The organism is Mesorhizobium sp. ISC25, assembly GCF_042295465.1.
In the GTDB taxonomy this organism is placed as follows: Bacteria; Pseudomonadota; Alphaproteobacteria; order Rhizobiales; family Rhizobiaceae; genus Mesorhizobium.
In genome coordinates, this window is sequence record NZ_CP135441.1 from 6,230,717 (window position 1) to 6,257,138 (window position 26,422).

The 26,422-nt window shown below is 62.7% G+C and carries 33 protein-coding genes; 10 read left to right on the forward strand and 23 right to left on the reverse strand.

What is annotated here, in order from left to right:
- Positions 1-80: 80 nt before the first annotated feature.
- Both RQ479_RS30680 and lgt read right to left on the reverse strand, forming a co-directional pair.
- Positions 81-1,169 carry a class I SAM-dependent methyltransferase gene (locus tag RQ479_RS30680; RefSeq protein WP_376703491.1) on the reverse strand — a complete coding sequence of 363 codons (1,089 nt, stop codon included), beginning with the start codon at positions 1,167-1,169 and terminating at the stop codon, positions 81-83.
- Positions 1,166-2,017, reverse strand: coding sequence for a prolipoprotein diacylglyceryl transferase (gene lgt / locus RQ479_RS30685; protein ID WP_376703492.1), 852 nt, complete (start codon positions 2,015-2,017; stop codon positions 1,166-1,168). The genes RQ479_RS30680 and lgt overlap by 4 nt, the downstream gene beginning before the upstream one ends.
- A gap of 130 nt (positions 2,018-2,147) precedes the next feature.
- Here lgt and RQ479_RS30690 point away from each other — a divergent pair, with 130 nt between their 5' ends.
- From RQ479_RS30690 to RQ479_RS30700, 3 genes are all read left to right on the forward strand, one after another.
- Positions 2,148-2,450, forward strand: a complete 303-nt coding sequence (locus RQ479_RS30690; protein ID WP_352469177.1) for an accessory factor UbiK family protein — start codon at positions 2,148-2,150, stop codon at positions 2,448-2,450.
- Between the two features lie 330 nt (positions 2,451-2,780).
- On the forward strand, positions 2,781-3,281 hold the full coding sequence (locus RQ479_RS30695) for a YbjN domain-containing protein (RefSeq protein ID WP_023678420.1): 501 nt from the start codon (positions 2,781-2,783) through the stop codon (positions 3,279-3,281).
- A 6-nt stretch (positions 3,282-3,287) separates the two neighbouring features.
- Positions 3,288-3,647 (forward strand): tRNA-binding protein, encoded by a 360-nt coding sequence (locus tag RQ479_RS30700; RefSeq protein ID WP_376703493.1) that lies wholly within the window; start codon positions 3,288-3,290, stop codon positions 3,645-3,647.
- A gap of 12 nt (positions 3,648-3,659) precedes the next feature.
- On the opposite strand, the gene RQ479_RS30705 is transcribed toward RQ479_RS30700, so the two are convergent.
- The 4 genes from RQ479_RS30705 to RQ479_RS30720 all read right to left on the reverse strand — a co-directional run bounded on the left by RQ479_RS30705 (position 3,660) and on the right by RQ479_RS30720 (position 7,589).
- On the reverse strand, positions 3,660-4,682 hold the full coding sequence (locus RQ479_RS30705) for a glycosyltransferase family 4 protein (RefSeq protein WP_376703494.1): 1,023 nt from the start codon (positions 4,680-4,682) through the stop codon (positions 3,660-3,662).
- A gap of 206 nt (positions 4,683-4,888) precedes the next feature.
- On the reverse strand, positions 4,889-6,304 hold the full coding sequence (locus RQ479_RS30710; RefSeq protein WP_376703495.1) for an ATP-binding protein: 1,416 nt from the start codon (positions 6,302-6,304) through the stop codon (positions 4,889-4,891).
- A gap of 51 nt (positions 6,305-6,355) precedes the next feature.
- A complete protein-coding gene (locus RQ479_RS30715) occupies positions 6,356-7,075 on the reverse strand; it encodes a response regulator (RefSeq protein WP_023678415.1) in 720 nt (239 codons plus the stop codon).
- Entirely contained in the window at positions 7,062-7,589 is a 528-nt protein-coding gene (locus RQ479_RS30720) for a MarR family transcriptional regulator (RefSeq protein WP_352456926.1), read from the reverse strand. The genes RQ479_RS30715 and RQ479_RS30720 overlap by 14 nt, the downstream gene beginning before the upstream one ends.
- A 249-nt stretch (positions 7,590-7,838) precedes the next feature.
- Between RQ479_RS30720 and RQ479_RS30725 the strand changes: the two genes are divergently transcribed.
- The 3 genes from RQ479_RS30725 to RQ479_RS30735 all read left to right on the forward strand — a co-directional run bounded on the left by RQ479_RS30725 (position 7,839) and on the right by RQ479_RS30735 (position 10,008).
- Complete coding sequence (locus RQ479_RS30725) at positions 7,839-8,732, forward strand: branched-chain amino acid aminotransferase (protein WP_376703496.1); 894 nt, start codon at positions 7,839-7,841, stop codon at positions 8,730-8,732.
- A 145-nt stretch (positions 8,733-8,877) separates the two neighbouring features.
- On the forward strand, positions 8,878-9,189 hold the full coding sequence (locus RQ479_RS30730; RefSeq protein ID WP_352615707.1) for a hypothetical protein: 312 nt from the start codon (positions 8,878-8,880) through the stop codon (positions 9,187-9,189).
- A 177-nt stretch (positions 9,190-9,366) separates the two neighbouring features.
- The gene (locus tag RQ479_RS30735) at positions 9,367-10,008 is read left to right on the forward strand and encodes an MBL fold metallo-hydrolase (RefSeq protein WP_352469167.1); all 642 of its coding nucleotides are present in this window, start codon (positions 9,367-9,369) and stop codon (positions 10,006-10,008) included.
- A 70-nt stretch (positions 10,009-10,078) separates the two neighbouring features.
- On the opposite strand, the gene RQ479_RS30740 is transcribed toward RQ479_RS30735, so the two are convergent.
- From RQ479_RS30740 to RQ479_RS30750, 3 genes are all read right to left on the reverse strand, one after another.
- Complete coding sequence (locus tag RQ479_RS30740) at positions 10,079-10,489, reverse strand: BA14K family protein (protein WP_352469166.1); 411 nt, start codon at positions 10,487-10,489, stop codon at positions 10,079-10,081.
- A gap of 192 nt (positions 10,490-10,681) precedes the next feature.
- The gene (locus RQ479_RS30745; protein ID WP_006202521.1) at positions 10,682-10,894 is read right to left on the reverse strand and encodes a cold-shock protein; all 213 of its coding nucleotides are present in this window, start codon (positions 10,892-10,894) and stop codon (positions 10,682-10,684) included.
- A 229-nt stretch (positions 10,895-11,123) separates the two neighbouring features.
- A complete protein-coding gene (locus RQ479_RS30750; protein WP_006202520.1) occupies positions 11,124-11,336 on the reverse strand; it encodes a cold-shock protein in 213 nt (70 codons plus the stop codon).
- A gap of 497 nt (positions 11,337-11,833) precedes the next feature.
- Between RQ479_RS30750 and RQ479_RS30755 the strand changes: the two genes are divergently transcribed.
- Positions 11,834-12,232, forward strand: a complete 399-nt coding sequence (locus tag RQ479_RS30755) for a Kazal-type serine protease inhibitor (protein ID WP_352469176.1) — start codon at positions 11,834-11,836, stop codon at positions 12,230-12,232.
- Positions 12,233-12,242: 10 nt separating this feature from the next.
- On the opposite strand, the gene RQ479_RS30760 is transcribed toward RQ479_RS30755, so the two are convergent.
- From RQ479_RS30760 to RQ479_RS30780, 5 genes are all read right to left on the reverse strand, one after another.
- Positions 12,243-12,467 carry a hypothetical protein gene (locus RQ479_RS30760; RefSeq protein ID WP_292661267.1) on the reverse strand — a complete coding sequence of 75 codons (225 nt, stop codon included), beginning with the start codon at positions 12,465-12,467 and terminating at the stop codon, positions 12,243-12,245.
- Positions 12,468-12,502: 35 nt separating this feature from the next.
- Positions 12,503-12,640, reverse strand: coding sequence for a hypothetical protein (locus tag RQ479_RS30765; RefSeq protein ID WP_352664699.1), 138 nt, complete (start codon positions 12,638-12,640; stop codon positions 12,503-12,505).
- A gap of 38 nt (positions 12,641-12,678) precedes the next feature.
- Positions 12,679-12,924 carry a hypothetical protein gene (locus RQ479_RS30770; protein WP_352469164.1) on the reverse strand — a complete coding sequence of 82 codons (246 nt, stop codon included), beginning with the start codon at positions 12,922-12,924 and terminating at the stop codon, positions 12,679-12,681.
- Complete coding sequence (locus tag RQ479_RS30775) at positions 12,921-13,187, reverse strand: hypothetical protein (protein ID WP_352469163.1); 267 nt, start codon at positions 13,185-13,187, stop codon at positions 12,921-12,923. Before RQ479_RS30775 ends, RQ479_RS30770 begins: the two co-directional genes overlap by 4 nt.
- Before the next feature lie 352 nt (positions 13,188-13,539).
- Positions 13,540-13,749, reverse strand: a complete 210-nt coding sequence (locus RQ479_RS30780) for a hypothetical protein (protein ID WP_376703497.1) — start codon at positions 13,747-13,749, stop codon at positions 13,540-13,542.
- Between RQ479_RS30780 and RQ479_RS30785 the strand changes: the two genes are divergently transcribed.
- Both RQ479_RS30785 and RQ479_RS30790 read left to right on the forward strand, forming a co-directional pair.
- Entirely contained in the window at positions 13,748-14,014 is a 267-nt protein-coding gene (locus RQ479_RS30785; RefSeq protein ID WP_352469161.1) for a DUF1488 domain-containing protein, read from the forward strand. The two genes, RQ479_RS30780 and RQ479_RS30785, sit on opposite strands and share 2 nt — an antisense overlap.
- Positions 14,015-14,197: 183 nt before the next feature.
- Complete coding sequence (locus RQ479_RS30790) at positions 14,198-15,853, forward strand: sulfotransferase (protein ID WP_376703498.1); 1,656 nt, start codon at positions 14,198-14,200, stop codon at positions 15,851-15,853.
- Here RQ479_RS30790 and RQ479_RS30795 read toward each other — a convergent pair.
- The 9 genes from RQ479_RS30795 to RQ479_RS30835 all read right to left on the reverse strand — a co-directional run bounded on the left by RQ479_RS30795 (position 15,840) and on the right by RQ479_RS30835 (position 25,192).
- Complete coding sequence (locus RQ479_RS30795; protein WP_376703499.1) at positions 15,840-16,193, reverse strand: DUF1428 domain-containing protein; 354 nt, start codon at positions 16,191-16,193, stop codon at positions 15,840-15,842. The two genes, RQ479_RS30790 and RQ479_RS30795, sit on opposite strands and share 14 nt — an antisense overlap.
- Before the next feature lie 57 nt (positions 16,194-16,250).
- Positions 16,251-16,679 (reverse strand): VOC family protein, encoded by a 429-nt coding sequence (locus tag RQ479_RS30800; RefSeq protein ID WP_376703500.1) that lies wholly within the window; start codon positions 16,677-16,679, stop codon positions 16,251-16,253.
- A 143-nt stretch (positions 16,680-16,822) separates the two neighbouring features.
- Positions 16,823-16,996, reverse strand: coding sequence for a hypothetical protein (locus RQ479_RS30805; protein ID WP_023719167.1), 174 nt, complete (start codon positions 16,994-16,996; stop codon positions 16,823-16,825).
- A gap of 213 nt (positions 16,997-17,209) precedes the next feature.
- Positions 17,210-17,599: a nuclear transport factor 2 family protein gene (locus RQ479_RS30810; RefSeq protein ID WP_376703501.1), complete on the reverse strand. Its 390-nt coding sequence runs from the start codon at positions 17,597-17,599 to the stop codon at positions 17,210-17,212.
- Between the two features lie 98 nt (positions 17,600-17,697).
- Positions 17,698-19,227 (reverse strand): ABC-F family ATP-binding cassette domain-containing protein, encoded by a 1,530-nt coding sequence (locus RQ479_RS30815; RefSeq protein ID WP_376703502.1) that lies wholly within the window; start codon positions 19,225-19,227, stop codon positions 17,698-17,700.
- Positions 19,228-19,519: 292 nt separating this feature from the next.
- Positions 19,520-20,080, reverse strand: coding sequence for a hypothetical protein (locus tag RQ479_RS30820; protein WP_376703503.1), 561 nt, complete (start codon positions 20,078-20,080; stop codon positions 19,520-19,522).
- Between the two features lie 30 nt (positions 20,081-20,110).
- Positions 20,111-20,587 carry a hypothetical protein gene (locus tag RQ479_RS30825; protein WP_376703504.1) on the reverse strand — a complete coding sequence of 159 codons (477 nt, stop codon included), beginning with the start codon at positions 20,585-20,587 and terminating at the stop codon, positions 20,111-20,113.
- Positions 20,588-20,649: 62 nt separating this feature from the next.
- A complete protein-coding gene (gene uvrB / locus RQ479_RS30830) occupies positions 20,650-23,826 on the reverse strand; it encodes an excinuclease ABC subunit UvrB (RefSeq protein WP_376703505.1) in 3,177 nt (1,058 codons plus the stop codon).
- A gap of 112 nt (positions 23,827-23,938) precedes the next feature.
- On the reverse strand, positions 23,939-25,192 hold the full coding sequence (locus RQ479_RS30835; protein ID WP_376703506.1) for a hypothetical protein: 1,254 nt from the start codon (positions 25,190-25,192) through the stop codon (positions 23,939-23,941).
- Between the two features lie 143 nt (positions 25,193-25,335).
- Between RQ479_RS30835 and RQ479_RS30840 the strand changes: the two genes are divergently transcribed.
- Entirely contained in the window at positions 25,336-26,376 is a 1,041-nt protein-coding gene (locus tag RQ479_RS30840; protein ID WP_376706050.1) for a CapA family protein, read from the forward strand.
- Positions 26,377-26,422: the final 46 nt, after the last annotated feature.

A 26,422-nucleotide genomic window follows, 5' to 3' on the forward strand; every position in this document is an offset into this window, starting at 1 on the left:
AGTTGGTAAGTTGAAGGCTGGCGCGGTTGATGTCGGGCGCTAGTCGGAGATGGGAGAGTGGGAGATGCGGCAGCGAAAAGTCAATCCGTGCTTGGAAACGGCGGAACGGCAATGCCGGCGGGGAGGACGGCAAGCACCTTGAAGAGTTCGCCCATGGCTTGCGGGCCGGCGAGGCGCTCGACGTCGGCCGCGATCTGTTCGCGAGCTGCCTCATCGGCATTGGCGCCGAGCCGGCCTGCCCGTTCGAGAAGCCCCATCTTGAGCAGGAATTCACCTTGCGTGGAGAGGTGGGCATCGAGGCCGTGTGCCCGAACGGTTGCCGCGAGGGCAGCGAAATCGACATGGGCGGTGAGATCGGCCTGCCCCGGATTGGCCAGCACGTCCTCATGACCGTGCTTGCGCAAGGCCTGCAAGGTGTCGCCGATCCCGGGCTGGAGGTGACCGTAGTCGAGAAACAGGCCGGCGCCGCCAAATCCGGCAAGTCGCCCGGCGATGGCCGCCACCAGGGCGGCGCGGGCTGGCGCCACCTCGACGATCGCACCTTGCGGCGCATTCTCGGCACCCTCCGGCAGCAGCATCGGGTCGAGCGAGCCGGCGCCGACGAAAAAGCGCAGCCGGTTCGCATTGTCGAGACCGATCATCCGTTCGCGCCAGCCGGCTCCAGCGCGGACGAACTGGCGGATGGGCACCGCGTCAAACAGCTCGTTACCAACAATCAGAAGCGGCCCCTGCGGTAGTGTGTCGACGGCCCCATGCCAGGCGATGGTGGCCGACGTCCCGGCAAGCGTCCGTTTCTGGACTTCGGTCAACCGCGGACTGGTCTCGATCAAGGCGAACGATGCGCTGGCGGTAAGCGTCCGATCGAGCCGCGAAAGCGTGCGCAGCATATCTCTCATCAGCGTGCCGCGGCCGGGGCCTATTTCGGCGATGGCGACCGGCGTCGGCCGGCCGATCGCCAACCACGCCTGGTAGAGCCAGATGGCGACCAGCTCGCCAAACATCTGGCTGATCTCCGGCGCGGTGACGAAGTCGCCGGCGGCGCCAAACGGCTCGCGTGTCGTATAATAGCCGTCCTGCGGATCGAACAGGCAGAGCGCCATGTATTCGCTGATGGGGATCGGTCCCACCGCACCGATCAGCTCGGCGATGCGGGTCTTCAGCCGCGTCATGCCGGCTGCGGTTTTGTCACCGGCCTAGCTGTAGCCATCGCCCAGATGCCGGCCAGCACCATCGGCAGTGACAGCACCATTCCCATGGTCAGCCAGCTCGTGCCAAGGAGGTAGCCAAGCTGCTGGTCGGGCTCGCGAAAGAATTCGACGAAGATCCGCGAGGCGCCATAGCCGGCGATGAAGGCGCCGCCGACGAAGCGCGGCGTCTTCAGCTTGAGCCGCGAATGGGTGAGGAAGCGCAGGACAAGGAACAACACCAGCCCTTCGAGGAGCGCCTCGTAGATCTGGCTCGGATGGCGTGCAAATGGGCCGCCATTGGGGAATTCGAATGCCCATGGAACGTCGGTCGGCCGGCCCCATAGTTCGGAATTGATGAAGTTTGCCAGGCGAACGAGGCCAAGCCCCACCGGCACGCCGGCGGCAACCACGTCGAACAGCGACCATGTGCGGATGCTGCGAGACCGGGAAAACAGCGTCATTGCGAGAATGACGCCGAGCAGGCCGCCATGAAACGACATCCCGCCCTGCCAGACGGCGACGATATCAAGCGGATTGGCAATGTAGCGCGGCAGGTCGTAGAACAGTACGTAGCCGGTGCGTCCGCCGAGCACCACACCGATGGCTGCCCAGACGATGAAGTCGTCGAGGTCGACGGGCTTCATCGGCAAGGTGCCGTCGGGCCACAGTTTTGGGTTGGTGACGAGGCGCTTGGCATACCACCAAGCGAACAGAATGCCGACGATGTAGCCGACGCCGTACCAATGCACCGCCAGTGGTCCGATCCGGACGATGACCGGGTCGATGTTGGGAAAGGGCAGGGCGGCCAGCGGCAGCAAATATTCGCTCAACAGGGTCTCCGGGTTCCAATCGGGTTCGGGCGCGGACCATGCGGCAGGCTTTTGGCGGGGTCAAGGCAAGCGTGTGCTTGCATTCCGCATCGTGCGCCACTACGTCAATTCGACCAAGCGAGGATTTGCCATGGCGACCGGACCGAACCGCATTCTCGATGAATTCGCCAAGCTGATGACCGACGCAGCCGGTGCCGCGCAAGGCGTGCGGCGCGAGGTGGAGACCGCCTTCAGGGGCCAGGCCGAGCGCATACTCAACTCCATGGACGTGGTGCAGCGCGAGGAATTCGAGGCCGCTCGCGACATGGCGGCGAAGGCCAGGGAAGAAAACACCCGCCTCGCCGCTCGCATCGAGGCGCTCGAGGCCAGGCTTGCCGAATTGACCGGTCAAGTAGCGCCTGCGGCTGCGGCAAAGCCGCGTGCAAAAAAATAATAAGAAATAAATCGTAAACTTTTCCACAAAGCCGGATCGCAAAAAGCGCTTTGTCGTGAATCGCTTACCGGTACTGCGTGGATCTTTGTGACGGCGCCTTTCCACATGCGAATGACGCAGTGCGAAAAATTGGGCTGGTCACGCGACTCCCGATCAATAGACTGAATTTGTTGCATGATTCGGAGCAGGGTCATGCGCCGGGCGGTGGGGTCCGGTCCGGGGTCTTTGCGTTGACGAAGTCCTGGCCGTCCGAGTTCTAGGCAGAATTGTTCGAGTGTGCCTCTCCCGCGGAGCGTGTGGTGGCGCTCCCAGAACGACAGGAAGCATTTCATGGAACTTCTCGAACTCGAATTCTCCCGCGAAATCCATCCGGTGGATGTTATCGAGCAGGTGGCGCACAACAACGATTGGTCCTTCGAGCGGGCCGGCGACGACGAGATCTCGATCTCGGTTGCCGGAAGCTGGACCGACTACCACGTTTCATTCTCCTGGATGGAGGACTACGAGGCGCTGCACCTGGCCTGCGCTTTCGACATCAAGGTGCCTGAGGCGCGCGCGCTCGAGGTGATGCGGCTGCTTTCGCTGATCAACGAACAGATGCTGTTTGGCCATTTCGACCTCTGGGAGCAGGAAGGCGCCATCATGTTCCGCCAGTCGCTGCTGCTGGCCGGTGGGGTCGAGCCGTCGAGCCAGCAGGTCGAGGTGCTGCTGTCGTCGGCGCTGGAGGCCTGCGAATGCTATTTCCAGGCGTTCCAGTTCGTCGTCTGGTCGGGGACTTCGGCCAAGGATGCGTTGGCCGGCGTGCTGTTCGAAACCTACGGAAACGCCTGACAGTCGATGAGTTTGAGCAACGCGCGAAAACCAGAGATCAGCTTTGCCGATTTCGACCGCGTCGACATCCGCGCCGGCACTATCATCGAGGCCGAGCCTTTTCCCGAGGCGCGCAAGCCGGCGATCAAGTTGAAAATCGATTTCGGTCCCGTGATCGGGGTGAAGAAATCCTCGGCCCAGATCACGAAATACTATACGCCCGAAACCCTGATCGGCCGGCAGGTGTTCGCTGTGGTCAATTTCCCGCCGCGTCAGATCGGGCCATTCATGTCGGAAGTGCTGACGCTCGGCTTTCCCGATGAAGAGGGCGCCGTCGTCCTTGGCGCGATCGAGCGCAAGGTGCCGGACGGCGGCAGGCTGTTCTAACTGCGCTGTTGCTCAGGCAGCCAGTTTACGCGTGGTACCCAGCGCCTCTTCGACCGTTTCCATGAACATTTCCGCGCAGGCCTTCCAGCTGTAGCGCATAGCACGTTGCCGCGCCTCGGCGCGGTCGACGTGAAGGGCGGCGAGCGCTGCTTGCCGCAGGTCGTCCGATACCGCGCCGCCGATGCCGTCACCCACAATATCGATCGGTCCGGTGACGGGATAGGCTGCGACCGGCGTGCCGCTGGCCAGCGCCTCGATGATGACGTTGCCGAATGTGTCGGTGCGGCTGGGGAAGACGAAAGCATCGGCCGAGGCGTAGATCTCGGCGAGTTCGTCGTTCGGGCGATGGCCGAGGAAATGGGCATCGGGATATCTGGCCTTCAGCTTCGCCAATTCCGGCCCTTCGCCTACGACCACCTTGCTGCCGTGCAGGTCGAGATCGAGGAAGGCCGGCAGGTTCTTTTCGATCGCGACGCGGCCGACGCAGAGGAAGATCGGTCCGGGAAATCCCAGGTCCTTTCTTTTATCCGGTCGAAAATGATCTGTGTCGACGCCGCGCGTCCATGGCCGGAGCTTGGTGAAGCCGCGCGCCGCAAGATCGTCGGCGAGCGACTGGGTGGCGACCAGCGTGCCCTGTCCTGAATTGTGGAAATCGCGCAGCCAGCGATAGGCCCATGCTTCAGGCACCGGCAGGCGCGCGCTCAGATATTCCGGAAAACGTGTGTGATAGCTGGTCGTGAACGGGCGGCCGGCGTTGCGGCAGTAGCGCCGAGCCATAATGCCGAGCGGTCCTTCGGTGACGATATGGATGTGGTCCACCTTGCGTGCCTCGATCAGCTGCGCCACGCGGTGCGGAGTCGTCAGCGCCAGCCTGATGTCCGGATAGGTCGGCAGCGGCAGGGTGCGAAAGATGTTCGGCGTCAGGAAGTCCGTCTCGACATCGAAGGATTTCAGGGTCTCCGAGAGGCGCTCCAGCGTGTGGACGACGCCGTTGACTTGCGGGCGCCAGGCGTCGGTGACCATCAGGATGCGCATGGCGGTCCCTTGGCGGAGAGCTTGATTGCCTCGCCGCGACGCCTGAGCGGCGACCACGCCGCAGCTCTGGCGTCGCACCAGCGCACCCGGGCAGGCGCGGGGTCGAAATGAGGCCGCAGGGCCGAATCAATCAGGATCGCGCGCTTCATTGGCGCTCTTCACCATGGTTTCATGACGGCCGGATGAACGGCCGGGTCTCGCTGCCGTCAAGCCGGAACCTTGATCACCGCCCGAAGGCCGCCGAGCGGGCTGCGTTCGAGGACGATGTCGCCGCCATGGCTGCGGGCAATGTCGCGTGCGATTGAGAGGCCAAGGCCGGTGCCGCTGGCGTCGAGGTTGCGGGCCTCGTCGAGCCGTACGAACGGCTTGAATACATCCTCCCGCTTTTCGGGCGGAATGCCCGGACCGTCATCGTCGATGGTGACGAGCAGTGAACCGCGTCCATGATTGGCGTTGATCTCCACCGTCTTGGCATAGCGAAATGCATTGCCGACGACGTTGGACAGCAGCCGGGCAAAGGCATTGGGGCGCACATGCACGTGCGGATCGCCGACAAGCACGGTCGACAGCTTGCGCTTGCGCAGCGCGGCTTCCTCGCGAAGCTTGTCGAAGAAGGCTTCGAGATCGAACCGACCGGCGTCTTCCGACGCTTCGCCGCGTGCAAAGGCAAGGTAGCCTTCCAGCATCGACTGCATGTCGTCGATGTCCTGGTCGAGTGCCTGGGTATCGGCCGCCTTGGTCCCGGCAAGCGCCAATTGCAGCTTGAAGCGGGTGAGGATAGTCCTCAGATCGTGGCTGACGCCGCTCAGCATGGCGGTGCGCTGCTCGAGCTGGCGTTCGATGCGTTCGCGCATCTGGATGAAGGCAAAGCCGGCGCGGCGGACCTCCTCGGCTCCGCGCGGGCGAAAATCGCGCGGCATCGGCCGGCCCTTGCCGAAGCTCTCGGCCGCCTCGGCCAGCGTTAGAATCGGCCGGATCTGGTTGCGCAGGAAAGGAATGGCAATCATCAGCAGCACCAGTGAGGTGCCGACCATCCAGATCAGGAAAATATGGGTGTTCGATGCATAGGCTTGGCTGCGGCGCACGAAGACCCGCAGCACCTTGTTCTCGAGCTGGACGCGGACCTCGACGATATTGGAATTACCGACCGTATCGATCCAGAACGGACGGTTGATCTGGCGGGTAATCTCGGACGAAAGGATCTCGTCGAGGATCGAGAAGAACGGCTTTGGCCCGGGTGGCGGCAGCGGGTCGGGCGGTAGGAGGTCGACCTTCAGTTGCATGCGATCCTGGGCGATGCGGATGACGTTGGCGTAATCGGCGTCGTGCGGATAGGTCTCTATCAGGTCGATGATGGCGGCGATGTCGCGCACCGTGGCCTGCGACAGGCGCTGCGTCACGGTCTGCCAATGGCGCTCCATGAAGACAAAGGCGACGACCGACTGCAGCATGATCATCGGCGCGATGACGATGATCAGCGAGCGGGCATAGAGCCGCTTCGGCATGTAAAGCGACACCAGGCGCCAGAAACGGTTCCAAGCGCGCGGCACGGCCTTGAGCGCCCGAGTCGCGCGGGCGCTCAAGCCGCCATCTTCCGGCCGTTCGAGTTGCGTGGTCGCCATTCGTCTTTTCGCTCACCGGCGGCCCAGCAAAGGACCGCTGTCGGCGGCATTCTATTCCACGCTGAGCCGATACCCAATACCGCGCACGGTCTGCAGCCAGACCGGATTGGACGGATCGCGTTCGATCTTGCGGCGCAGCCGGTTGATCTGGACATCGATCGTGCGCTCGCCGACCTCGGACTCGTCGCCGACAAGCTCATGCCGCGGTATCGTCTCGCCGGCGCGCGCAGCGAAGATCGCCAGGATTTCCTGCTCGCGGTCGGTCAGCTTGAGCGCCTCGCCGCCGCGCTTCAGCTCACGCCTGGCGATCTGGAAGGTATAGGGGCCAAAGACCAGCTGTTCGACCTTGGGCGTCGTCGCGGGGCCGCCGCGGCGCAGGATATTGTTGATGCGCAGGATCAGCTCGCGCGGGTCGAACGGTTTTGGCAGATAGTCGTCGGCGCCGGCCTCGAGCCCGGTGATCCGGCTGTCGGTTTCGGACAGTGCGGTGAGCATCAGGATCGGTACGTTTTTTTCTGCCCGCAGCGCCTTGGTGAGGTCGACGCCGCTTTCACCCGGCATCATGACGTCGAGCACGATCAGATCGAAGTCGAGGCCGGCGAGCTTGCGCCGCGCCTCGCCGGAATTTCCGGCGACGGTGACGCGAAAGCCGTTTTCGGTCAGATATTGTTTCAGAAGATTGCGGATACGGGTGTCGTCATCGACCACAAGCAGATGCGGCGCATCGTCTTCCGGTGCTGTCGGATGATCAACCCTCTCAATGGTCTCCATGGTTTTTCCCTGACATCTTTGCGGGCACAATGTCGATCTGCGCCCTTAGTTCCGGATTGACCATCGCTTCAAGGAACCGTTCGATGACGGCGCGTTCGGTGGCTCCGGAATCTTCCAATGCAGCATGGATGCGGCGCGACTGTGGCCGCGCCAGTGCCAGCGCCAAGGCACGGCCCTTGGCCGTCGGATAAAGCTCGCGCTGGCGGCGGTCGCGAGGGCCCTGCAATTGCACGATATGGTCGGTGTCGATCAGTTGTTTGAGCACGCGCGCCAGGCTCTGCTTGGTGATCTTGAGCACGTCGAGGAGTTCGGCGACCGTCAGCCCGGGCCGGCGATTGACGAAATGCAACACCCGATGATGGGCGCGGCCAAAACCGTAATCGGCCAGGATCTGGTCCGGATCGGAGGTAAAGTCGCGATAGGCGAAGAAGAACAACTCGATGATGGCGAAATCGATGCCGTCCTCGTCGGTGATCGCCGTCCTGATCGGCTCTGCGGCTGCGTGGCTCGTCATCTTTTCTCCGTGTGAAGCAGGAAATTATGTCAGCACTATTGACGTATTTTCCGCGCGATGGTAATTTTTGGCAAGCTTTTCGGCGGATTGCGAACGAAAAGGCAAGCGAAGCTGTTTTTTCCGGAACTTCCTGAGTTTGCCAGACCTTAAATATCCGCCTACGCTTTAAGACAATGGCCGCCTGCAGCGGCCGAAACGAAACACGCAATGACACAACGATGTGCGGGCTGCCGCCCGCGGGAGGTTACCATGGCATCCGTTCCCTTCGACCAACTGGACGGCTTTATCTGGATGAACGGCGAATTCGTCAAATGGGCCGACGCCAAGATCCACGTCTTGACCCACGGGCTGCATTACGCCAGCGCGGTATTCGAGGGTGAGCGCGCCTATGGCGGCGAAATTTTCAAGCTGACCGACCACAGCGAACGCCTGCATGAATCGGCGCGCCTGCTTGGCTTCAAGATACCCTACTCGGTCGCCGAGATCGACGACGCCTGCCGCACGCTGTTGAAGAAGCAAGGTTTCCAGGACGCCTATGTCCGGCCGATCGCGTGGCGCGGCAGTGAACAGATGGGCGTTTCCGCGCAGAACAGCCGGATTAACTGCGCCATCGCCATCTGGCAGTGGCCGAGCTATTTCGATCCGGCGCAGAAGCTCAAGGGTATCCGCCTCGACATGGCCGAATGGCGCCGCCCCGACCCGCGCACCGCACCGTCGAAATCGAAGGCGGCCGGCCTCTACATGATCTGCACCATGTCCAAGCATGCCGCCGAGGCCAAGGGCTACGCCGACGCCATGATGCTCGACTGGCGTGGCCAGGTGGCCGAAGCGACAGGCGCCAACATCTTCTTCGTCAAGGACGGCAAGATCCATACGCCCAAGCCTGATTGCTTCCTCGACGGCATCACCCGCCGCACGGTCATCGGCCTTGCCAAGGACCGCGGTTTGGAGGTGATCGAGCGCGCCATCAAGCCGGAGGAGCTTGAAGGCTTCCAGCAGTGCTTCCTCACCGGGACGGCGGCCGAGGTGACACCGGTTTCGGAGATCGGTCCCTACCGATTCGAGGTCGGCGAAATCGCCAAGACATTGATGAACGACTATTCTGCGGCGGTTCAACCCAAGCACGCGATTGCTGCAGAATAACGAAAGTCACAGGTTTTTTATCAAGTAGGGGCGGTTTTCGGGCCGCCCCTTTTATTTAAGCGTTTGCGCATTTGACTTTCATTCAATTCGGCGTCTCATGATGGCGTCGGCCTGGGAGGCTGGCAGCTATGGAGGGACTGGAAATATGGATATGAACACGCTTCTTCCGATCATCATTCAGGTGATTACGGGCATCATCGGTGGTCAGGCGGTGGGTGCGGCTATCAAGACTGCGGCGATGGGGCAGCTTACCAAAATCCTGGGCGGCGCTGTCGGCGGCGTCGGCGGTGCGGCCATCCTCAACAGTCTGCTGGGTGGCGCGGTCGATCCGGCAGCAGCCGCCACGGCGGCAGGGGCCGGCAGCGCGTTGAACATTTCAAATATCGTTGGCGGTGCCGGCGGCGGCGCCATCCTGACCGGCATCATCGGTGCGGTCATGAACGCGATGAAGAAATAAGCTTCGACGTTTCAGGCTTTTCAAATGGGCGGCTTCGGCCGCCCATTTCGTTTGCCGTTTGTGGGAGCGGTGGACGCCGTTCGCGTGTGTCTCTACATCAGGGCCTGGTTCAAGGTTAGAGCTTTCCTGACGCGTACGAGGGGACGCGCAGCGCTCCGACAGCGTGAAAGGACGAATATGGGTCAGCTCAACGCCGGCATCGTGCCGGTCACGCCGTTCCAGCAGAACTGCACCATCCTCTTCGACATGGACGACAGACAAGGCGTTGTCGTCGATCCGGGCGGTGACATCGACAAGGTGCTGGCGGCGCTCGAGGACAATGCAATCACTGCCGGCGCGATCTGGATTACGCATGGCCATATCGACCATGCCGGCGGGGCCATGGAGCTGAAAGAGGCGCTCGGTATCGAGATCATCGGCCCGCATGCCGCCGACCGGCCGCTGCTCGCCAATCTCGAGAACCAGGCGAAGCGCTATGGCATCACCGATCCCGTGCGCAACTGTGTCCCTGACCGGTTCCTTGCCGAAAGCGAGACCGTTTCGTTTGGCTCACATGTGTTTGAGGTGATCCATTGTCCGGGCCACGCACCCGGCCACGTCGTCTACTATAACCGGGCCGCGAAGTTCGCCCATGTCGGCGACGTGCTGTTCCGCGGTTCGGTCGGCCGCACCGATCTGCCGGGCGGCGACCACGCCGCGCTGATCGCCTCGATCAAGGAGAAGCTTTTGCCGTTGGGCGACGACATCGGCTTCATCTGCGGCCATGGTCCTGGCGGCCGTTTTGGTGAGGAGCGGCGGAGCAATCCGTTCCTGATCTGAAACCGCTTGCCGGAAACAAAAAAAGCGCGGCCTGTGCGACCGCGCTTTTTTCCGGCGGAAACTGCCTCCGTTAATTGGCGGTGCAGAAATGCTGTTCGCCGTCATAGCCGGTGAACGTGCCGGTACGCGAGTTGAAGCTCCGGTAGCGGTCCGAGCAGTATTCGTACCAGCCGCGGGTCCAGGGCTCCGCATAGCTTTCGGCATAGGCCACTCGCGGCTGCACGTAATAACGGCGCACCGGGGCAGGCCTGTAGTATTCATCATCATAGGCCGGGTCGTAATAGCGGGGCTGCGGACTGGCGAGCGCACCGCCGATCAGGGCACCTGCCGCAAGGCCGAGGACGCCGGCCGCAACGGCGTCGCCGTGGCCGTGGTGACGGCGGTGATGGCGCCATTCATCGGCACTGGCCGCGGGCAAGGTCGCAAACGTGGTCGCAACGACCGCAGCGGACAGGATGGCAGTCTTGAAAATGCGGTTCATGTCGGTCTCCTTCGTGCCGGCCCGGGTCGTTTTCGGGGGATGCGGTCCGGCTTTAACGAAGATTGATATGCGACCGTGGCTGAACGGGGGCTGAACGAAATTTGACCAGGCGGTTCATCTAACTGGGCGGTTCAAGCGTGCGGCAAACACCGCAGGCCAGACCGGCCCACGTCCATTCAGTCCAGGGCTGGTTCAGCCGATCGACAGGTTGACGGCTTTCGGACCCTTGCCGCGCTTGTCCGGCTCGGTGTCGAATGTCACTTTCTGCCCATCCTCAAGACCGGGAAGACCCGACGCCTGCACGGCCGAAATATGGACGAAGACATCCTTTGCCCCGTCGTCCGGCGTGATGAAGCCGAAGCCCTTGGCGTGATTGAAGAATTTGACGGTGCCGGTCTGCGGCATGGGAAGCTCCTTTGATCCCACAAGTCCAGTCTCGGGCCGGCAAATGCCCGGACGGAAATTTGTCCTTTATTTTAGTGCCATCGGCAAGAGAAAGTTTTGCGCGTGCCTGCAAGCATCCCGGAACACAAAAGGCGCGACGAAAACCGCCGCGCCTTTACAGAATTCAAGTTCACTCCAAAAGCCTTGCAGCATCCTCACACCCCGAAAGGACGCGCGGCACGCTGCGGTTTCAGGCAGCGCGGAGATTGACCGCTTTCGGACCCTTGCCCATACGGTCGGGCTCGACATCGAAGGTGACCTTCTGACCGTCGACGAGCGTGCGCAGCCCGGAAGCCTCGATCGCCGAGATGTGCACGAACACATCCTTGGCGCCGCCATCGGGCGTGATGAAGCCGAAGCCTTTGGTAGCGTTGAAGAATTTAACGGTGCCGGTCTGGGCCATTGGGGAAACTCCTTCACCCGTGTCAGTCTTGGTGGTTCCGCCCGCCGCCTGGCGCCGTGGGCAAGTCCCGGTGGTTGCTTCGGCAGTCATGCATTGGCGCATGGTAAAACCCCCCGCCGAAAACGGGGCTGTCAGAGATTCACAGTATCGGGGAAAGGTCGTCCAAAACGTTCCGCTCTCCGGGTCGCAAATGCCCGAACACAAAATTTATCGCACGGAAACGTGATGCTTGCAAGATAGAGCCGCGGGCGGCCCAACAGGCGCATCCCGACGCATCGCACCGATAGCCCCGGTTCTCCGCGCGGTCATCGGCCAGACGCCACCCACGCATGGTCCAGCAAGCGGGGCAGGTGCTGTTTTGGCTTGCGCCGGCATACCGCCCGGGTTCGTCATGCCGCCAGTTGCAAACAGGGGTTGCATTTGGCAGCGTAATGACGAGGATCGGCCGGACGCAGGCACCATTTGTGCAGGCAGGAGTTTCGAGGGAGGGAACATTCATGCGGCTTCTTGCGGCAATCTTTCCGCGGCAGGTTTTTTCCATCCTGTTCCTGTCGGCAATTCTCGCAGCCTGCACCGTCGTGGTGGATGAGGGGCCGGGGCCGCGCCCGCCACGGCCGGGCCCGCAATTCTGCACCAAGCAATATGACCCGGTCTGCGCCCGGCGCGGTGGCGACCGCCAGACCTTCGCCAATGCCTGCCTTGCCGAACGGGCCGGATATCGCATCATTCGCGAGGGCGAGTGCCGCGGCGGTGGTGGTGGCGGTGATGAGCAGACATTCTGCACCCGCGAATACCGCCCGGTCTGCGCCCGTCGCCATGGCGAACTGCGCACATTCCCCAACGAATGCGAGGCCCGCGCGGCGGACTATCGGGTCGTCGATGATGGGCCGTGCTAGCGCACCGGCCTCACTGTTCGTCCGGATAGGCACCATCGGCGGGGCCGACGTAGAGCTCGGCGCCGTCCTCGTTGGAGATGCGCAGGCGATCGGGGATCTGCGGCATCATCAGCGTGTGAAGTAGCGTGGCGGCGCCTTGCAGGGCGGCGCGCAGGTTCGGTGCCTCCAGCGACACTCGATCGAGTATCGCTTCGTCGGCATCGCGCGAGCGGTAGAACTCGATGACGAAGTTCAAGCACGCCTCCAGGCAGATTGTCGTGCGATCGAACCCTAGCCTTTGGACTTGGGTTTCACAGCGGTCTCCGCCTGCTTGACCGCCGAGCCGAAGGGCGAGGCCGGTTTTGCCGCCACCTTCTCCTTCTTGGGCTTGCGTGTCTCGCGATTGCTGCGCTGTTGACCCTTGGCCATTTTCTGATCCCTTATACGTGTTGCGGATTGCTTTCGGCTCAACTGGCCGGGTTGTCGACCGGTTCGAGATTGTCTTCCGTGGTGACCCGCTCATAGGTCTCCTGATCACTGCGGATGCGATATTGCGGCGAGCCGTCCTTGACCGGCAGCCGGCTCTTGATCTGGAACAGCTCCGCGGTCTTTTGGGCAAGGCCGGTGCGGCTCTTCATGCGGACGGTCTGGCCGACGGTGAAGATATGCGCCGGCGTGTCCGTGCGCCGCGCACTCTGCTGGAAGCGGATCATGTGGCGTTCTCCTGGTCGTGCTGAAGCGCTGCGTCGAGCTCGGCATGGTCGACGGCGACAAGCTGGCTGGTCGCGCTTTTCACCGTCCTTGCCGGCAGATGGATGAAAGTGGCGACGCGGCGCCAGGCAGGCCACGACATGCCGTCGATCAGTTCTTCGTCGTGGTCGATGTCATAGTCGCCGGCCGGCTGCACGCCATCCAGCCCGCCAAGCACGAAAGGTGCCGCGAAATGCGCGATGGAATGGGTGGTGCGAGCAGACATTCTTGTGCCTCGAAGTTCTCGCTTGTGCCTTGAAGTTCTCGTGCCTTGAAGTTTCTTTCCGGCCTGCCCCGGAAGCGGAGCCTGCATTGCGGTACCAGGTGTCGGCGATTTGGATAAGTTTGGCGGGCCGAGAACCCCTGACGCCGCGGGGCCAAGCATGACCCAAAACGGTTTCATTACCACTAGTCTGAAAATACGGCTTATTCAAGAAGTTTTCGGCCTCTTACCCCTACCAACGTAAAATTACTTTTCTATAGTTATCTGCAGAACGATGATACGATCCCGGTGCACCTCAAAAATTGTTTGAAGAACTTCCGGAAAAATTCCTCCGGCATTTGTATTTATCCAGGTATCAAAGGATGTGAGTGATGAATTCCGCAAGAACACCTGATGTCCCGATAGTTGCAGTCAGTCCCGTCACCAAGCCGATAAAGGTCTTGTCGCCGCGCCTCACTATAAGAAGCGACGAGGCGGCGAGGCGAAGAATTGCCGACACCGACGGAACAGCGCGGCGGGCGCGCCAGCTTGCCGAAAGCAACCGCCTGATTTGACGCGCAACCATGACGCTCAGTTTTCCCAACCCCAGCCGCTCCTATGACGCGGCGGCCAAGCGCATTCGTTTCGTCGGCCATGACGGCATGCTCGAAGTCCCGTTCTTTGTCGAGGTTGCGGCACTTTCGGCGGCAAACCCGGCAGCAAGCGGAGCCGAGGCCGAATTTCTCAGCGCCTTCGACGCCAAGCGTTCGTCGATCCACGAGATTGCGCGCCAAGCCTACTCGCACGGCCGCAAGAACATGTATGTGCTGACGCCGGCCGACTTTCGGTAAGCTCCCCGAGTTCGGAGGTTTGCTTCGTAGCGACCGCCGTCTGCTCTTGCACGTGCCGCAGCGATGGCCTAGATCGCGGCAGGCGGACAACACGGCAGGTTTCCCATCAACAGAGATCCGAGACAAACGGCAGGCGCACGTTACGGCTCAGGCGGACAGCCGCCACTGGGGCTCGACCAGCACGTGCAGCAGGCGCTGCAGTTGCACCAGGCGGGGCGCCGGCAGGAAGCCGAGGCGCTTTACCGACAGGTGCTGGCGCAAAAGGCCAACCACCCGGCTGCTGCGCATTTCCTCGGGCTTCTGCTGCACCAGACCGGGCGCAGCGCCGAGGGGCTGGCGCTGATCGAACAATCGGTGCGTCTGCAGCCGAGCAATCCGGATTTCCTCAACAATCTCGGCACCGTGCTGCGCGACCTTGGCCGGGTAGCGGCCGCCGCCGATCTCTTCCGCAAGGTGGTGGCGATTCGGCCGGACCAGTTGGCGGCGCGTGACAATCTCGGCTCGTCGCTGAAGCAGCTCGGCCAATTCGAAGGCGCCGAAGATATTTATCGCGGCACGATCGGCCGCAACCCGTTCCATGTCCGCGCCCGCGTCGGGCTTGCCGAAACGCTGCAGGAAGCGGGCCGGCTGGATGAGGCACTGGCTGTTTTTCGCGAGGCACTGACGATCCGGCCGAAGGATGCCGATCTTTTGCACGGCTTGGGCGTCGGGCTGATGGAAAAGGGCAATCTCGACGAGGCTGCGGATCTTTTCAGGCAGGCGCTGGCGGTGGACCCCGGCATGGCCAGGGCCTGGCTGATGCTCACCCAGGTCAAGCGCCAGAAGGAGCGCGACGCCGAGCTTGCCCGCATGGAGGCGGAACACGCCAAGGCGCCGCAAGGCAGCCTGGCGCGCATGCAGCTTTCCTTCGGTCTCGGCAAGGCCAATGACGACCTCAGGGAGTATGGCCGCGCCTTCGACTATTTCGCCGAAGGCAACGCGATCCGCCGCCAGGGCATCGACTACGACGCCGGCAAGACGCGCGGCGAGTTCGAGGCGATGAAGGCGGTGTTCGACAAGGCCTTTTTTGAAAGGCACAGGCCGAGCGGGATCGCCGACGATGCGCCGATCTTCGTTGTCGGCATGCCGCGTTCCGGCACCACGCTGGTCGAGCAGATCATCGCCAGCCATCCGCAGGTCTATGGCGCCGGCGAGCTCAGCATATTGAAGACGGCGGTCGGCAAGCAGTTTCCGCTCAGCATGAAGGGCGGCTTTCCCTGGGGCATCACCGACATGCCCGACAAGGCCTATGCCGAGGCCGGCCAGGCCTATCTCGACATGCTGCACGCCCGCTATCCGGGTTTTCGGCACGTCACCGACAAGATGCCCGGCAATTTCCTCTTGGTCGGCTTCATCCATATGATGCTGCCGAAGGCCAAGATTATCCATTGCGCGCGCGATGCGGCGGCGACCTGCCTGTCGATCTACAAGGTGCACTTCCGCGGCGACAGCCATCGCTACGGCTACGATCTCGACGAGCTCGCCGATTTCCACAATCTCTACACCGATATCATGGCGCACTGGCACGCTGTGGTGCCTGATGTCGTGCACGACGTTCGCTACGAGGATTTCGTCGCCGACCAGGAAGGCCAGTCGCGGGCGCTGATCGCCCATCTCGGCCTGCCATGGGATGACGCCGTGCTGTCGTTCCACCAGACCGACCGGCCGGTGCGCACGGCGTCCGCCGCGCAGGTGCGCCAGCCGATGTATCAGGGCTCGGTCGATCTGTGGAAGCGCTATGGCGACCGGCTGAAGCCGCTGCTCGATAAACTTGATCGAGGGTCGCCTACAGCTCGATGAAGGGCTGAAAACCGCCAAAGATCATGCGCTTGCCGTCGAACGGCATGGTCTCCCAGTCCGACTTGAGCCGCGGGTCGGCCATCACCTTGGCCATCACCGCGTCGCGGCTCTGGCGCGATTCGTAGACCACCCATGAGAAGATGACGACCTCGTCGTCCTTGGCCTGCACGGCGCGCGGGAACGAGGTGATCTCGCCATAGGGCACGTCGTCGCCGACGCATTCGACATAGGCAAGCGCGCCATGCTCCTTCCAGACGCTGCCGGCGGTTTCCGCCAGCTTCTTGTAGGCATCGAGCTTTGCCTTCGGCACGGCAAGTACGAAACCATCGACATAAGACATTGGATTTCCTCCTGGGTAGGTTTTTCCTCCTCCCGCAAAGGGCGAAGGAAGAATGTGCTAAGCCTTCTTCACCGGTGCGTTCATCGCCCATTCGACGCCGAACGGATCACGCATATTGCCCCAGCGGTCGCCCCAGAACATCACCTGCAACGGCACGACTTCCTCGCAGCCTGCCTCGATGGCCCGCTTCCACCAGGCGTCGATGTCGTCGCTGCCGAGATGGAGCTGCATGGTGTAGCCCTGCGGCTTCACAGCGGCCATTCCATGCTCGGGATAGAAGTCGGAAAGCATCAGGGTCGAACCGTTGATGTGGAGATGGATATGCATGGTACGGCCCTGTTCGTCCGGCGGATAGGCAAAGACCTGCTTGGCACCGAAGGCCTTTTGGTAAAATTCTGCGGCTTTGAAAGCGCCGTCCAGCTGAAGGTAGGGCGTCAACCCGCCAAGCACTTTGGCGGCGGGCTGGGTCTGCGGCTGGTCATCCATGTCATGCTCCTCTTTGCGTCTGGTTTGCCTCTGCGAACCACAGGACGAACGAAACGGCGACGATCCTACACGGCCGATGGTTTTTTCAAATGCCGGGCGCGGGTCCGAAATGGCGCCTTGCTGCGACCGCCAACTGGCACCTTTCAACCTTCGATGCGAATCCGCGGGCTGTTTTGCGCGTCGACGACGATTTCCGGCCAGCCAATATCTTTGCGCAATTCGATCGGCAATGAAAGGATGGCGCGTTCGCTGCGGTAACGGGCGCGAGCCGCCGAGTAACGCGTCACGGCGTGACCTATGGATGACAGAATAGACATGATGCTTTCTCCTCGATTGGCGCCGGCATCACCGTGTCGGCGTCCCAAGGACGTGGCATGCGATCATCATCCGACAGGGCGCCGGAATTTTTTTCCGCAAGGCCGGATTCAGTCGAAGACGGCGTTTCTCACCTGCCGGGAATCGAGCGACGACCGCCAAGTCAGCGCACATCCAACCGGAAGCTGAGCTGCGTGCCGTCCGACGGACTGGACTCAGATGACAGATGCGGCCAGAGCGGTGTCGTAATATTCCACCAGTTCGATGATTTTGCCGTCGCGTACCGTCCAGAAATCGGCGGTGCGCAGGACAAACTCGTCACCGGTGGTTCGGCTCGTCAAATGGATCTCGACCTGCGCAGCAACCTTGTCGCCGCCGTCGATGATCTCGACCGGTATGAAGCGCCGGTATTCGAAATCGCTGTCCAGCGCCACAAGCCGGGCAAGGAACTCCTGCTTGCCGCGGGCCACTCCGGCATAGCGCGACTGCACCGGATCGGCGATCCAGCGAAAGACGACATCATCGGCGCAGTCGACCAGCGCGCCCTCGATGTCACGTTTTGCATAGGCATCATACAGCTTCTTAACGACGTCCGCGCCACGCATGACCGGTTTCCTCCCTCGGTTTGCGAGACCTCAGGATGCGCCTTTTCCGGCGAGCGGGAAAGTGTGCCGAGCCGCTCACCATTCATTGGGCAAGATCGTCAACCGCCTGCCTCGGCAACCTCCCGGAAGAACCCTTCCGGGCTGTCGATCTCGGTCAGCCGCCGTCTCTCGATCAGCCAGAAGCGGTTGCCGACAGCTCGGATGAAGGAGCGGTCGTGCGAGGCAAGCAGGCAGCTCGCCTGATGTTCCAGCAATTCCGCTTCCAGCGCCCCCTGGCCATCAATATCGAGGTGGTTGGTCGGCTCGTCGAGCAAATAGAAATTGGGATTGGCGAGCCTGAGCGCCAGCATCATCAGCCGCGCCTTTTGCCCGCCCGACAGCACGCCGATCCTGCGCTCCTGCATGTCGATGCTGACGCCGGCGCCCGCGAGCAGCGAGCGGGCGCGCTGCTCGCCGACATCGAATCTGCCCGAGAGCATCGCCAGCGGCGTGTCGTCGCCGCCGATGCCCGACAATGCCTGATCGCTATAGCCGAGCACGGTCGACGGCGTCACCTTCAGGCCTTGCGCTGCCGTTTGCGGCTCGACGATGGCATTCCGGATCAGGCCGATCAGCCGTGACTTGCCGACACCGTTACGGCCGAGCAGGACGATGCGGTCTCCTTGGCAGATGTGGCGCTTGCCGGTCCTGAACAGCAGCGTGCCGTCGGGCGTTTCCACCGCCGCGTCGTCGAGCGTGATCAGCACCTTGGCATGGCTGCCGCGATTGGCGAGCTTGATCGCGCCCGCCGATTTCTCACGATGCGCCGGGGCCGCCGCATCTTCCAGGCGCTCGGCGCGCTGGTTGAGCTGCTTGGTCTTGACCGTCAAAAGGTCGCTGCCCGAATTGATGCCGATATTGTTGAGCTTGGCGGCCTGCCGGCGCAATTGCTGCGCCACCTTCATGTCGCGCTGGAATTTGCGCTCGGCCGATGCGTCGGCTTCATCCAGTGCTTGCCTGGCGCGCGAATAGGGAAGCGAAAACACCAGGGACTGCTCCGGGCGCAGGAACAGCGTGCGGTTGGTCGTGGCGTCCAGGAAGGCACGGTCGTGGCTGGCGATCACCATCGGCACCTCGCGCGGCAGTGCGTTCAGCCAGTGTTCGAACTGGCTGATCTTGGCGAGGTCGAGATGGTTGGTCGGCTCGTCGAGCAGCAGCACGTCGGGATCGGTGACCCAGACGCGCGCGATCAGTGCCAGCCTTTGCCAGCCACCGCTCAAGGCCCGCATCGGCCGCTCGCGCATCGGCTGCGGCACGTCGAGCGAGTCGAGAACCACATCGACGCGCCACAGCTCGCTCTCGGCCTGCTCAGAGGGCAGGGCGCTGGCAACCACCTGATGGAAGCTGCGGTCGAGGAAGGCAGGCGGAACGGACTGCTCGACATAGCCGACGCGCAGGCCGCGGGTGCGGATGATGTCGCCGGAGGTCGGTTCGAGCTCGCCGGTCAGGCATTTGAGCAAGGTCGACTTGCCGCGGCCGTTGGCGGCGACGATGCCGAGCCGGTCGCCGGTGCCGATGGTGAGATCAAGGCTGGAGAAGAGCGGCGCACTCATGGTGACGCCGAGGGACTTGAGGCTGATCAGGGCCATGTCGATTTCTCTGGTCTGTCCGGAGTGATTCCGGTTGATGCACTTTGACGGTGCGCAGGCTGGCCATCAGGCTCGGCGTTGCAGCACCACGAAGGGCGGACCAAAAAATCGAAGCGGGAAGAAAAACCCGGACCGTCTCTGGTCAGCCCTGCAAGCAAGCTCGCAGGGCCGGGACAGGGCCGCGCTGACGGTGGTGGTCGAAAGACACGCAGCCCTCCTTTCAAGACGTTCGAGTGTGGATTGACTATACCAAGGGCAAGGTGGACCGCAAGTGGCCCTTCCGCACGCACCCTTAGTCTGGAACGTGGAATGTGTAGTCACCTCTGGTTCGCTGGATTTCCTGTGGCGTCAGGAAGTGAAGCTCCATCAGGACAGGTTCTTCCGGTCCCTTGAAGAAATGAAGTTCAGCGTGAGGAAGTACGAGCCGGCGGACAGTTTCAAACCTGCTATCCACCTTATATTCGTCGCCCGGCAATCCGAGACTTGCGACGAGGGTCTTGGCGGCCGAAAACATCATCGCCGGGCTAAAGCCGTCGAGATCGATTTGACTCTTGCCGCTCCATTTCAAAGGCGAGGGCTTAGGGATATCCGGCATCTTCCAAAGTTTGATGCTGATGCGATTGACGCGCGCTCGATTGCGACTGGTCAGAATGTCGATTTCCAGATCACCATAACCCAGAAGAAAGCCGCATGGCTGATCCTGATAGACATACAGCCATTTAGGAAAGCCAAGGTGTTTCTGCACCGGACCAAGATCGGCGCCAACCCGCAGGGGCGTGTCTTTGCTGCCCAAAATCAGGGGCAGAATATGTAGTTTGCCTTGTTGCCGCATGGAACCCAGGTTTGCTGCCAATTGTTGTCGTAGGTTTGGATACTCGGCCTTTCAGCCCCGCCTGATCCCTTCGGCCCAAGCCACCAGGTCGTCCTCGCTGCTGCGCAGCCGCTTCATGACCCGTTGCATGGGCCAGCAGATAACGCCGCTTCCGACTTCGAGAGCCGCGTTAATTTCCCCTTCGGGATCATCGTCATTCGTCAGCCAATGCCCGCCGAGTTCCTTACGAAGCACCTCGCCGCAGTAGCATCCCAATGCAAACAAACGTGGCCCGATATCTTGCGACATCAAACCGCCGGAGATGGGCTCTTCATCCTTCGTCTGCTCGCGAAAGAACCGTTCCACCTCGGATATGCTCTGTGGTGAGAAATCCGCGCCATAGCCCGAACTTTGCAGTGCGTTGGATATCCACCGCGCGGCTATCGGAATGTCGCCTTGCAAGCGCCGCGGTGCGCTTGTTGTTTGAGACGCCGCGCGGGACGGCAAGAACCCTGCAGCGAGAAACGCAAAGAAACGGCGTGTTATCATCTGTAGCCACCCAAGCGATGGCAAGAAGATACATGCGGCGCTCAAGCAGCGCCACGGCAGAATTACCTTCCCGGCCGCCCTGTCTTGCCCGGCCGACGCTTTTCGCGGCGGGCGTCGCCCGGATCCTCGTAGGAACCAATGCCGGCACGCTGGCGAACGATCGGCTTGGCGGAATCGTCGCGTTCCTTCGCGCCCCCCTCTGCCCTGCCGGGCATCTCCCCCGCAAGGGGGGAGATTGGCTGTGGTTTCCCCGGCACTTTTCCCTCGACCGGCTTCTCGGTCCGCCGCACCGTCATCTCATCGAGCGAGTTCTTCTTGAACAGCGGCTTGGTCGGTTCACCCGGTATACCGAAATCCGAGCCGTGCGCTTCCTGCGCCGACTGTTTCTTGAACAGCGAACGGGACACCGCGCCTGATGGCGTAGGCATGTCGGTCCCAGGCCCCATATCGTCCAGCGAAGGTTTGGCGAACAGCGGCTTCTTGACCGGCACGGCGCCGTCGGCGCCCATTTCGTCGAGCTCCGGCTTCCGGAAGAGGTTGGGCCGTGCAGCCTTGGCTGCCTCTTCGGCGGCACGTGCCTCGTCGAGCTTGCGGAAACGCTCCTGTTCCTCTGATGTACGATGTTTGGCCACGCCCTTGTTGTGCTTGCCCTTTTCGCGGCCAGAGACCGGGCTTTCCATGTCGGCGTATTTGGCGAGTGGGTCGTCGGAGATGGACAGCTCCATCTCGCGCAGCCGCTTGATCTCGTCGCGGATGCGGGCCGCCTTCTCGAAGTCGAGATTGGCGGCGGCGTCGCGCATCTGCTTGTCCATCGCGTCGAGATGGGCTTTCAGATTGTTGCCCATCATGGCGCCGGCGCTGTCGGTGAACTGCGAGATGTCGGCGCGGACATGATCCTTCTCGTAGACCGAGTCCAGAATGTCGGAGATGCGCGACTTGACCGATTCTGGGGTGATGCCGTTGGCCGCGTTCCACTCCATCTGCTTCTCGCGACGGCGGTTGGTTTCCGCCATCGCCCGCTCCATCGAGCCGGTGACCTGGTCGGCGTAGAGGATGACCTTGCCGTCGACGTTTCTGGCGGCGCGGCCGATGGTCTGGATCAGCGATGTCTCCGAGCGCAGGAAGCCTTCCTTGTCGGCATCGAGAATGGCGACGAAGCCGCATTCGGGAATGTCGAGGCCTTCGCGAAGCAAATTGATGCCGACCAGCACGTCGAAGGCGCCGAGGCGCAGGTCGCGCAGGATCTCGATGCGCTCCAGCGTGTCGATGTCGGAGTGCATGTAACGGACGCGAATGCCCTGTTCGTGCAAATACTCGGTCAGGTCCTCGGCCATGCGCTTGGTCAGCACGGTGACCAGCGTGCGATAGCCGGCTTTTGTCGTGTCGCGGATCTCGCCGACGACATCGTCGACCTGCGTCTTGGCCGGGCGCACTTCGACCGGCGGGTCGATCAGGCCGGTCGGGCGGATGACCTGTTCGGCGAAAACGCCGCCGGATTGCTCCATCTCCCAACCGCCGGGCGTTGCCGAAACCGCGACGGAAAGCGGGCGCATGGCGTCCCACTCCTCGAAGCGCAGCGGCCGGTTGTCCATGCAGGACGGCAGGCGGAAACCATACTCGGCCAGCGTCGCCTTGCGGCGAAAGTCGCCGCGATACATGCCGCCGATCTGCGGTATGGTGACGTGGCTTTCGTCGACAAAGACCAGCGCATTGTCGGGAATGTATTCGAACAAGGTCGGCGGCGGATCGCCCGGCTGGCGGCCGGTCAGATAGCGCGAGTAATTCTCGATGCCGGCGCAGGAACCGGTCGCCTCAAGCATCTCCAGATCGAAGCGGGTGCGCTGCTCCAGCCGCTGCGCTTCCAGCAACCGACCGGCCCGTTCGAGTTCGACTAGCCTGTGCTTGAGCTCTTCCTTGATCGACTTGATGGCTTGATTCAAGGTCGGGCGCGGCGTGACATAGTGCGAATTGGCGTAGATCTTGACGCTCTTCAGCTCGCCGGTCTTCTGACCGGTCAGCGGATCGAATTCGGTGATCGCCTCGATCTCGTCGCCGAACAGCGAGATGCGCCAGGCGCGGTCCTCAAGGTGGGCCGGGAAGATCTCGATCGTGTCGCCGCGCACCCGGAATGAGCCGCGGACGAAGTTGATGTCCTGGCGCTTGTATTGCTGGGCGACGAGGTCGGCGAGCAGTGCGCGCTGGTCGAGCCGGTCGCCGATCTGCATCTGGAAGGTCATCGCCGTATAGGTCTCGACCGAGCCGATACCATAGATGCAGGAGACCGAGGCGACGATGATGACGTCGTCGCGCTCGAGCAGCGAGCGCGTCGCCGAATGGCGCATGCGGTCGATCTGCTCGTTGATCGAGGATTCCTTCTCGATGTAGGTGTCGGTCCGGGGCACATAGGCCTCCGGCTGGTAGTAGTCGTAATAGCTGACGAAATACTCGACGGCGTTTTCCGGGAAGAATTTCTTGAATTCGGAATAGAGCTGCGCGGCCAGCGTCTTGTTGGGCGCGAGGATCAGAGCGGGGCGCTGCGTCTCTTCGATCACCTTGGCCATGGTGAAGGTCTTGCCCGAGCCGGTGACGCCGAGCAGCACTTGGGTGCGGTCGTTGCTGTTGACGCCCTCGACGAGATCCTTGATCGCGGTCGGCTGGTCGCCGGCCGGCTCGAAATCCGAGACCATCTTGATGGCGATGCCGCCTTCGGATTTCTCCGGCCGGGCAGGGCGGTGCGGCGTCCACAGCACGCCGTCCTTGTGCAGCGGATTGCCGGATTCGATCAGTGCCGACAGTGCCGCGACGGTGGCGGTGACACCGCCCGAGGCCATGGTCTCGGCCTCTTCCAGGGAGACATCGAGGCCGGCGACAGGGTTGAGACCGGCCGCAGTACGCTCCCGCGCCGAAGCCGCGCCGCCCATCGAGGTGCCGCGTGCCGTACGGCCGGGGGAAGAGGAGCGTTCGGGGATCTTTTTCGCCGGCTTCGCTAATTTGCCGCCGACTTTGCCGGAAACGCGCCCTTCCTTCTCGGCTTCCTGCTCGATCTGCTCGGCCCAGTCGGTGATCGAGCCGGCCAGCGGCGCGCCGGTGAACTCGGCCTGCGGCGCCTCGGCAAAGCCGCCCTTGTACAGAGGCTCCGAGGCATCGAGAAAATCGGTCAGCGGACTGCGCCGCTTGGGCGGCGAAGCGCGCTCGTCATTCGCCGGCGGCGGCGTTTTCTTGTCGGAGAGTCTGGCCATGGCCCGAATATGGGAGGTATCGGCCAAAATGGAAAGAGCGGAGTGGCGGGTGGCGCGAGGCGCAATTTGGCTGCTGACAGCAGGCTGTCAGGAGTGACGTCGAAGCACGCCCTCAGTTGAACCAAAGCGCGAACGTCAGAAACCCGGCGCCGCCGAACTGGCGCTGGATCTGGTTGAACTCCTCGCTGGTGAGAATCTTGCCGCGTTCGAGATAGGGCGCGATGGCCGGGCCGGTGATCGACAGCACCAGGTCGAAGGGCTTTGGCTCATCAAAGAAGCGCTTCATGTTGATGCCCTTGTCGGCGATGCGGAAATGCGGCAGCAAGCTGCGGCCTTCCAAGAGATCCTCGGCCATGGCCAGCGCGGCGAGCCAGGCCTGTACCTGCTGCTCACCGACTTCGAGACCGGTCAGCGGGCTGGCGCCTTTTTGCTGCGGCCCGGGCAGCCATTCACGATCATTGTCGGTTTCGGCGCGGATGGTTTTCCAGTCCTCGCGCGACAGCCGGATCATTTCCATGAGATGGCGGCGTGCCGCTTGCCGGCGCTCAGGCTCGACCACTTGCCAGTTGATGAGATGCACCAGGGAGATGAAGTCGGCGAGGCGCCATTCGGACGTCAGAATGCCGCCGCCCATGCCACCGTCCAGCGGCACGAGCGTGTCCTGCAGCGGCAGTTTTGCGCGCGGGAACAGCATGTGGAAGGAGCCGTCGAACGTGTTCCTGAAATCATGCGCCAGCCAGAAGTCCGCCTGCGCCATCAGGAACTCGGCATAGCCCTGCAGCCAATAACCGTCGGCGCGGTCGAAGCGGAAGGTGAGGGCGGGTGCGGCCGCGTCTGGCGCACCGCCGCCGCGTGACAGAGACGCCATGATAGCCGCGGCACTTTCGTCCGGCGCGATCGTGCCGTCCTCGTTGAGGTCGATGCCGAGGCGGGTGAGGTCGATGACCATACCGATGTCCGCGTCGGCGGGTACCGAACCCAGCGTGGCTGCGGATTTCTCCAGCCGGTCGCGGAAGGCAACGAGAATGGCGCGGAATTGTTCGTAGCTCAGCGGCTCGGGATCAGGGTTGTCCGGCACCGGCAACCGCATCAGCGGCAGCATGAAGGATTGCGGGCTGTCGAAACCGTGGCGGTGCAGGCCGCCGGCCAGGATCTCCAGCGCTGTGAAGAATTCGCCGGCGCCGGCGGCGTAGGTCGCTGCCGGATCGCCGGGCGCGGCGGCTTCCAGGGCGGCAAGAGCGCTGTCGCGTTCGGCTACGGTTTTCGCCTCAAACAGGGCCGCCGCTTCGGGAGCCGCGGCGCTGGGTGAAGCCAGCGGCAGGAGAAGAATGATGGCGCACGCCACCAGCCTGGAAAAACGCTTCATCGTGATCGCCCCTTTTGTCGCTCCGCAGTGGATCATACACGCATTTGGTTCGCGCGCCTGTAGCCCTGTGGTTCACCGATAACAGTCTGCGCTTCAATCAATCCGGCTGGCGGTCTACACAAGGCAAACCATTGGGCCGTCGCGTGTCGAACTATCCGCTTTCCTACAAACTGTCGTGGCTGCCACGCTTCCTCCGGCCTTCGCTCGATGGCGACGCGCACGGCTTTGCTCCGGCGGCCGCAGCCCTGCTCGAACCGCTGCCGGCGCGGACGGTGCGGCTGGCTTTCGTTGGCGATATCTCGGCGGTGGCCAATCGCCGCGCGCCGGACTGCGATCGGGCGATTGCGGCACTGCTTGCCTCGGCCGATCTGGTGGTCGGCAATTGCGAAAGCCCGGTGGTGGAACGGCCGAGCGCTGTTTTGGGCACCAGGCTTGGCACGCACCACGCGATGAGCGAGCGGTTCCTTGCCGAGGCGCTGGCCGCCGCCGGCATTTCGCGTGAAAAACTGGTGCTGTCGCTGGCCAACAACCATGTTCTCGACCAGGGTATTGCCGGCTTCGATGAGACGGTCGCCGCCCTGGAGCGGCTCGGCATCCGCACGATCGGCACTGCGGTTCCGGCAGAGCGGTTTGCAGTCGGGGCGCTGACAATCGGCCTTGCCGCCTTTACCTTGTGGCGCAATGCCGGCGCGACTCAGTTCGTGGGCCGAGTCTCGATGCAAGGCGATCCGACGCAATGGCCGCGCGACGCCGCTTTGGGTGTCGATCTCCTCTGCGCGGTACCGCATTGGGATTGGGAATTCCGGCATTTTCCGCGTGCGAAGACGCGGGCACTGGCGCGGCTTCTGGCCGAACATGGCGTCGGCCTGGTCGCCGGACATCATGCGCATGTCGTGCAGCCGATCGAGCGGATCGGCAAGACGCTCGTTGCGTATGGGCTCGGCGATTTCATCGGCACGGCCTTCGCGCGCCAGCCGTGGCCGGGCCGCATCGGCGCCATTCTCGTCGTCGACATCAGCGACGATCCCGGCACGCGCGGGGCCATCGCCGCCTACCGGCTGCATGCCTTCATGCGGCTGCGCGCCGGCGATCACGAGCGGCTGGTCCCGGTCGAAGCGCTGGCGGGAAAATCGAGGCAAAGGGTTCTGGCCCGCCTCGATGCGATCTTCGGTGCCGGGCGCTGACGGCTGCGCTGACGCGGTCCACCAAACCGGCTATCATGCTCAACGC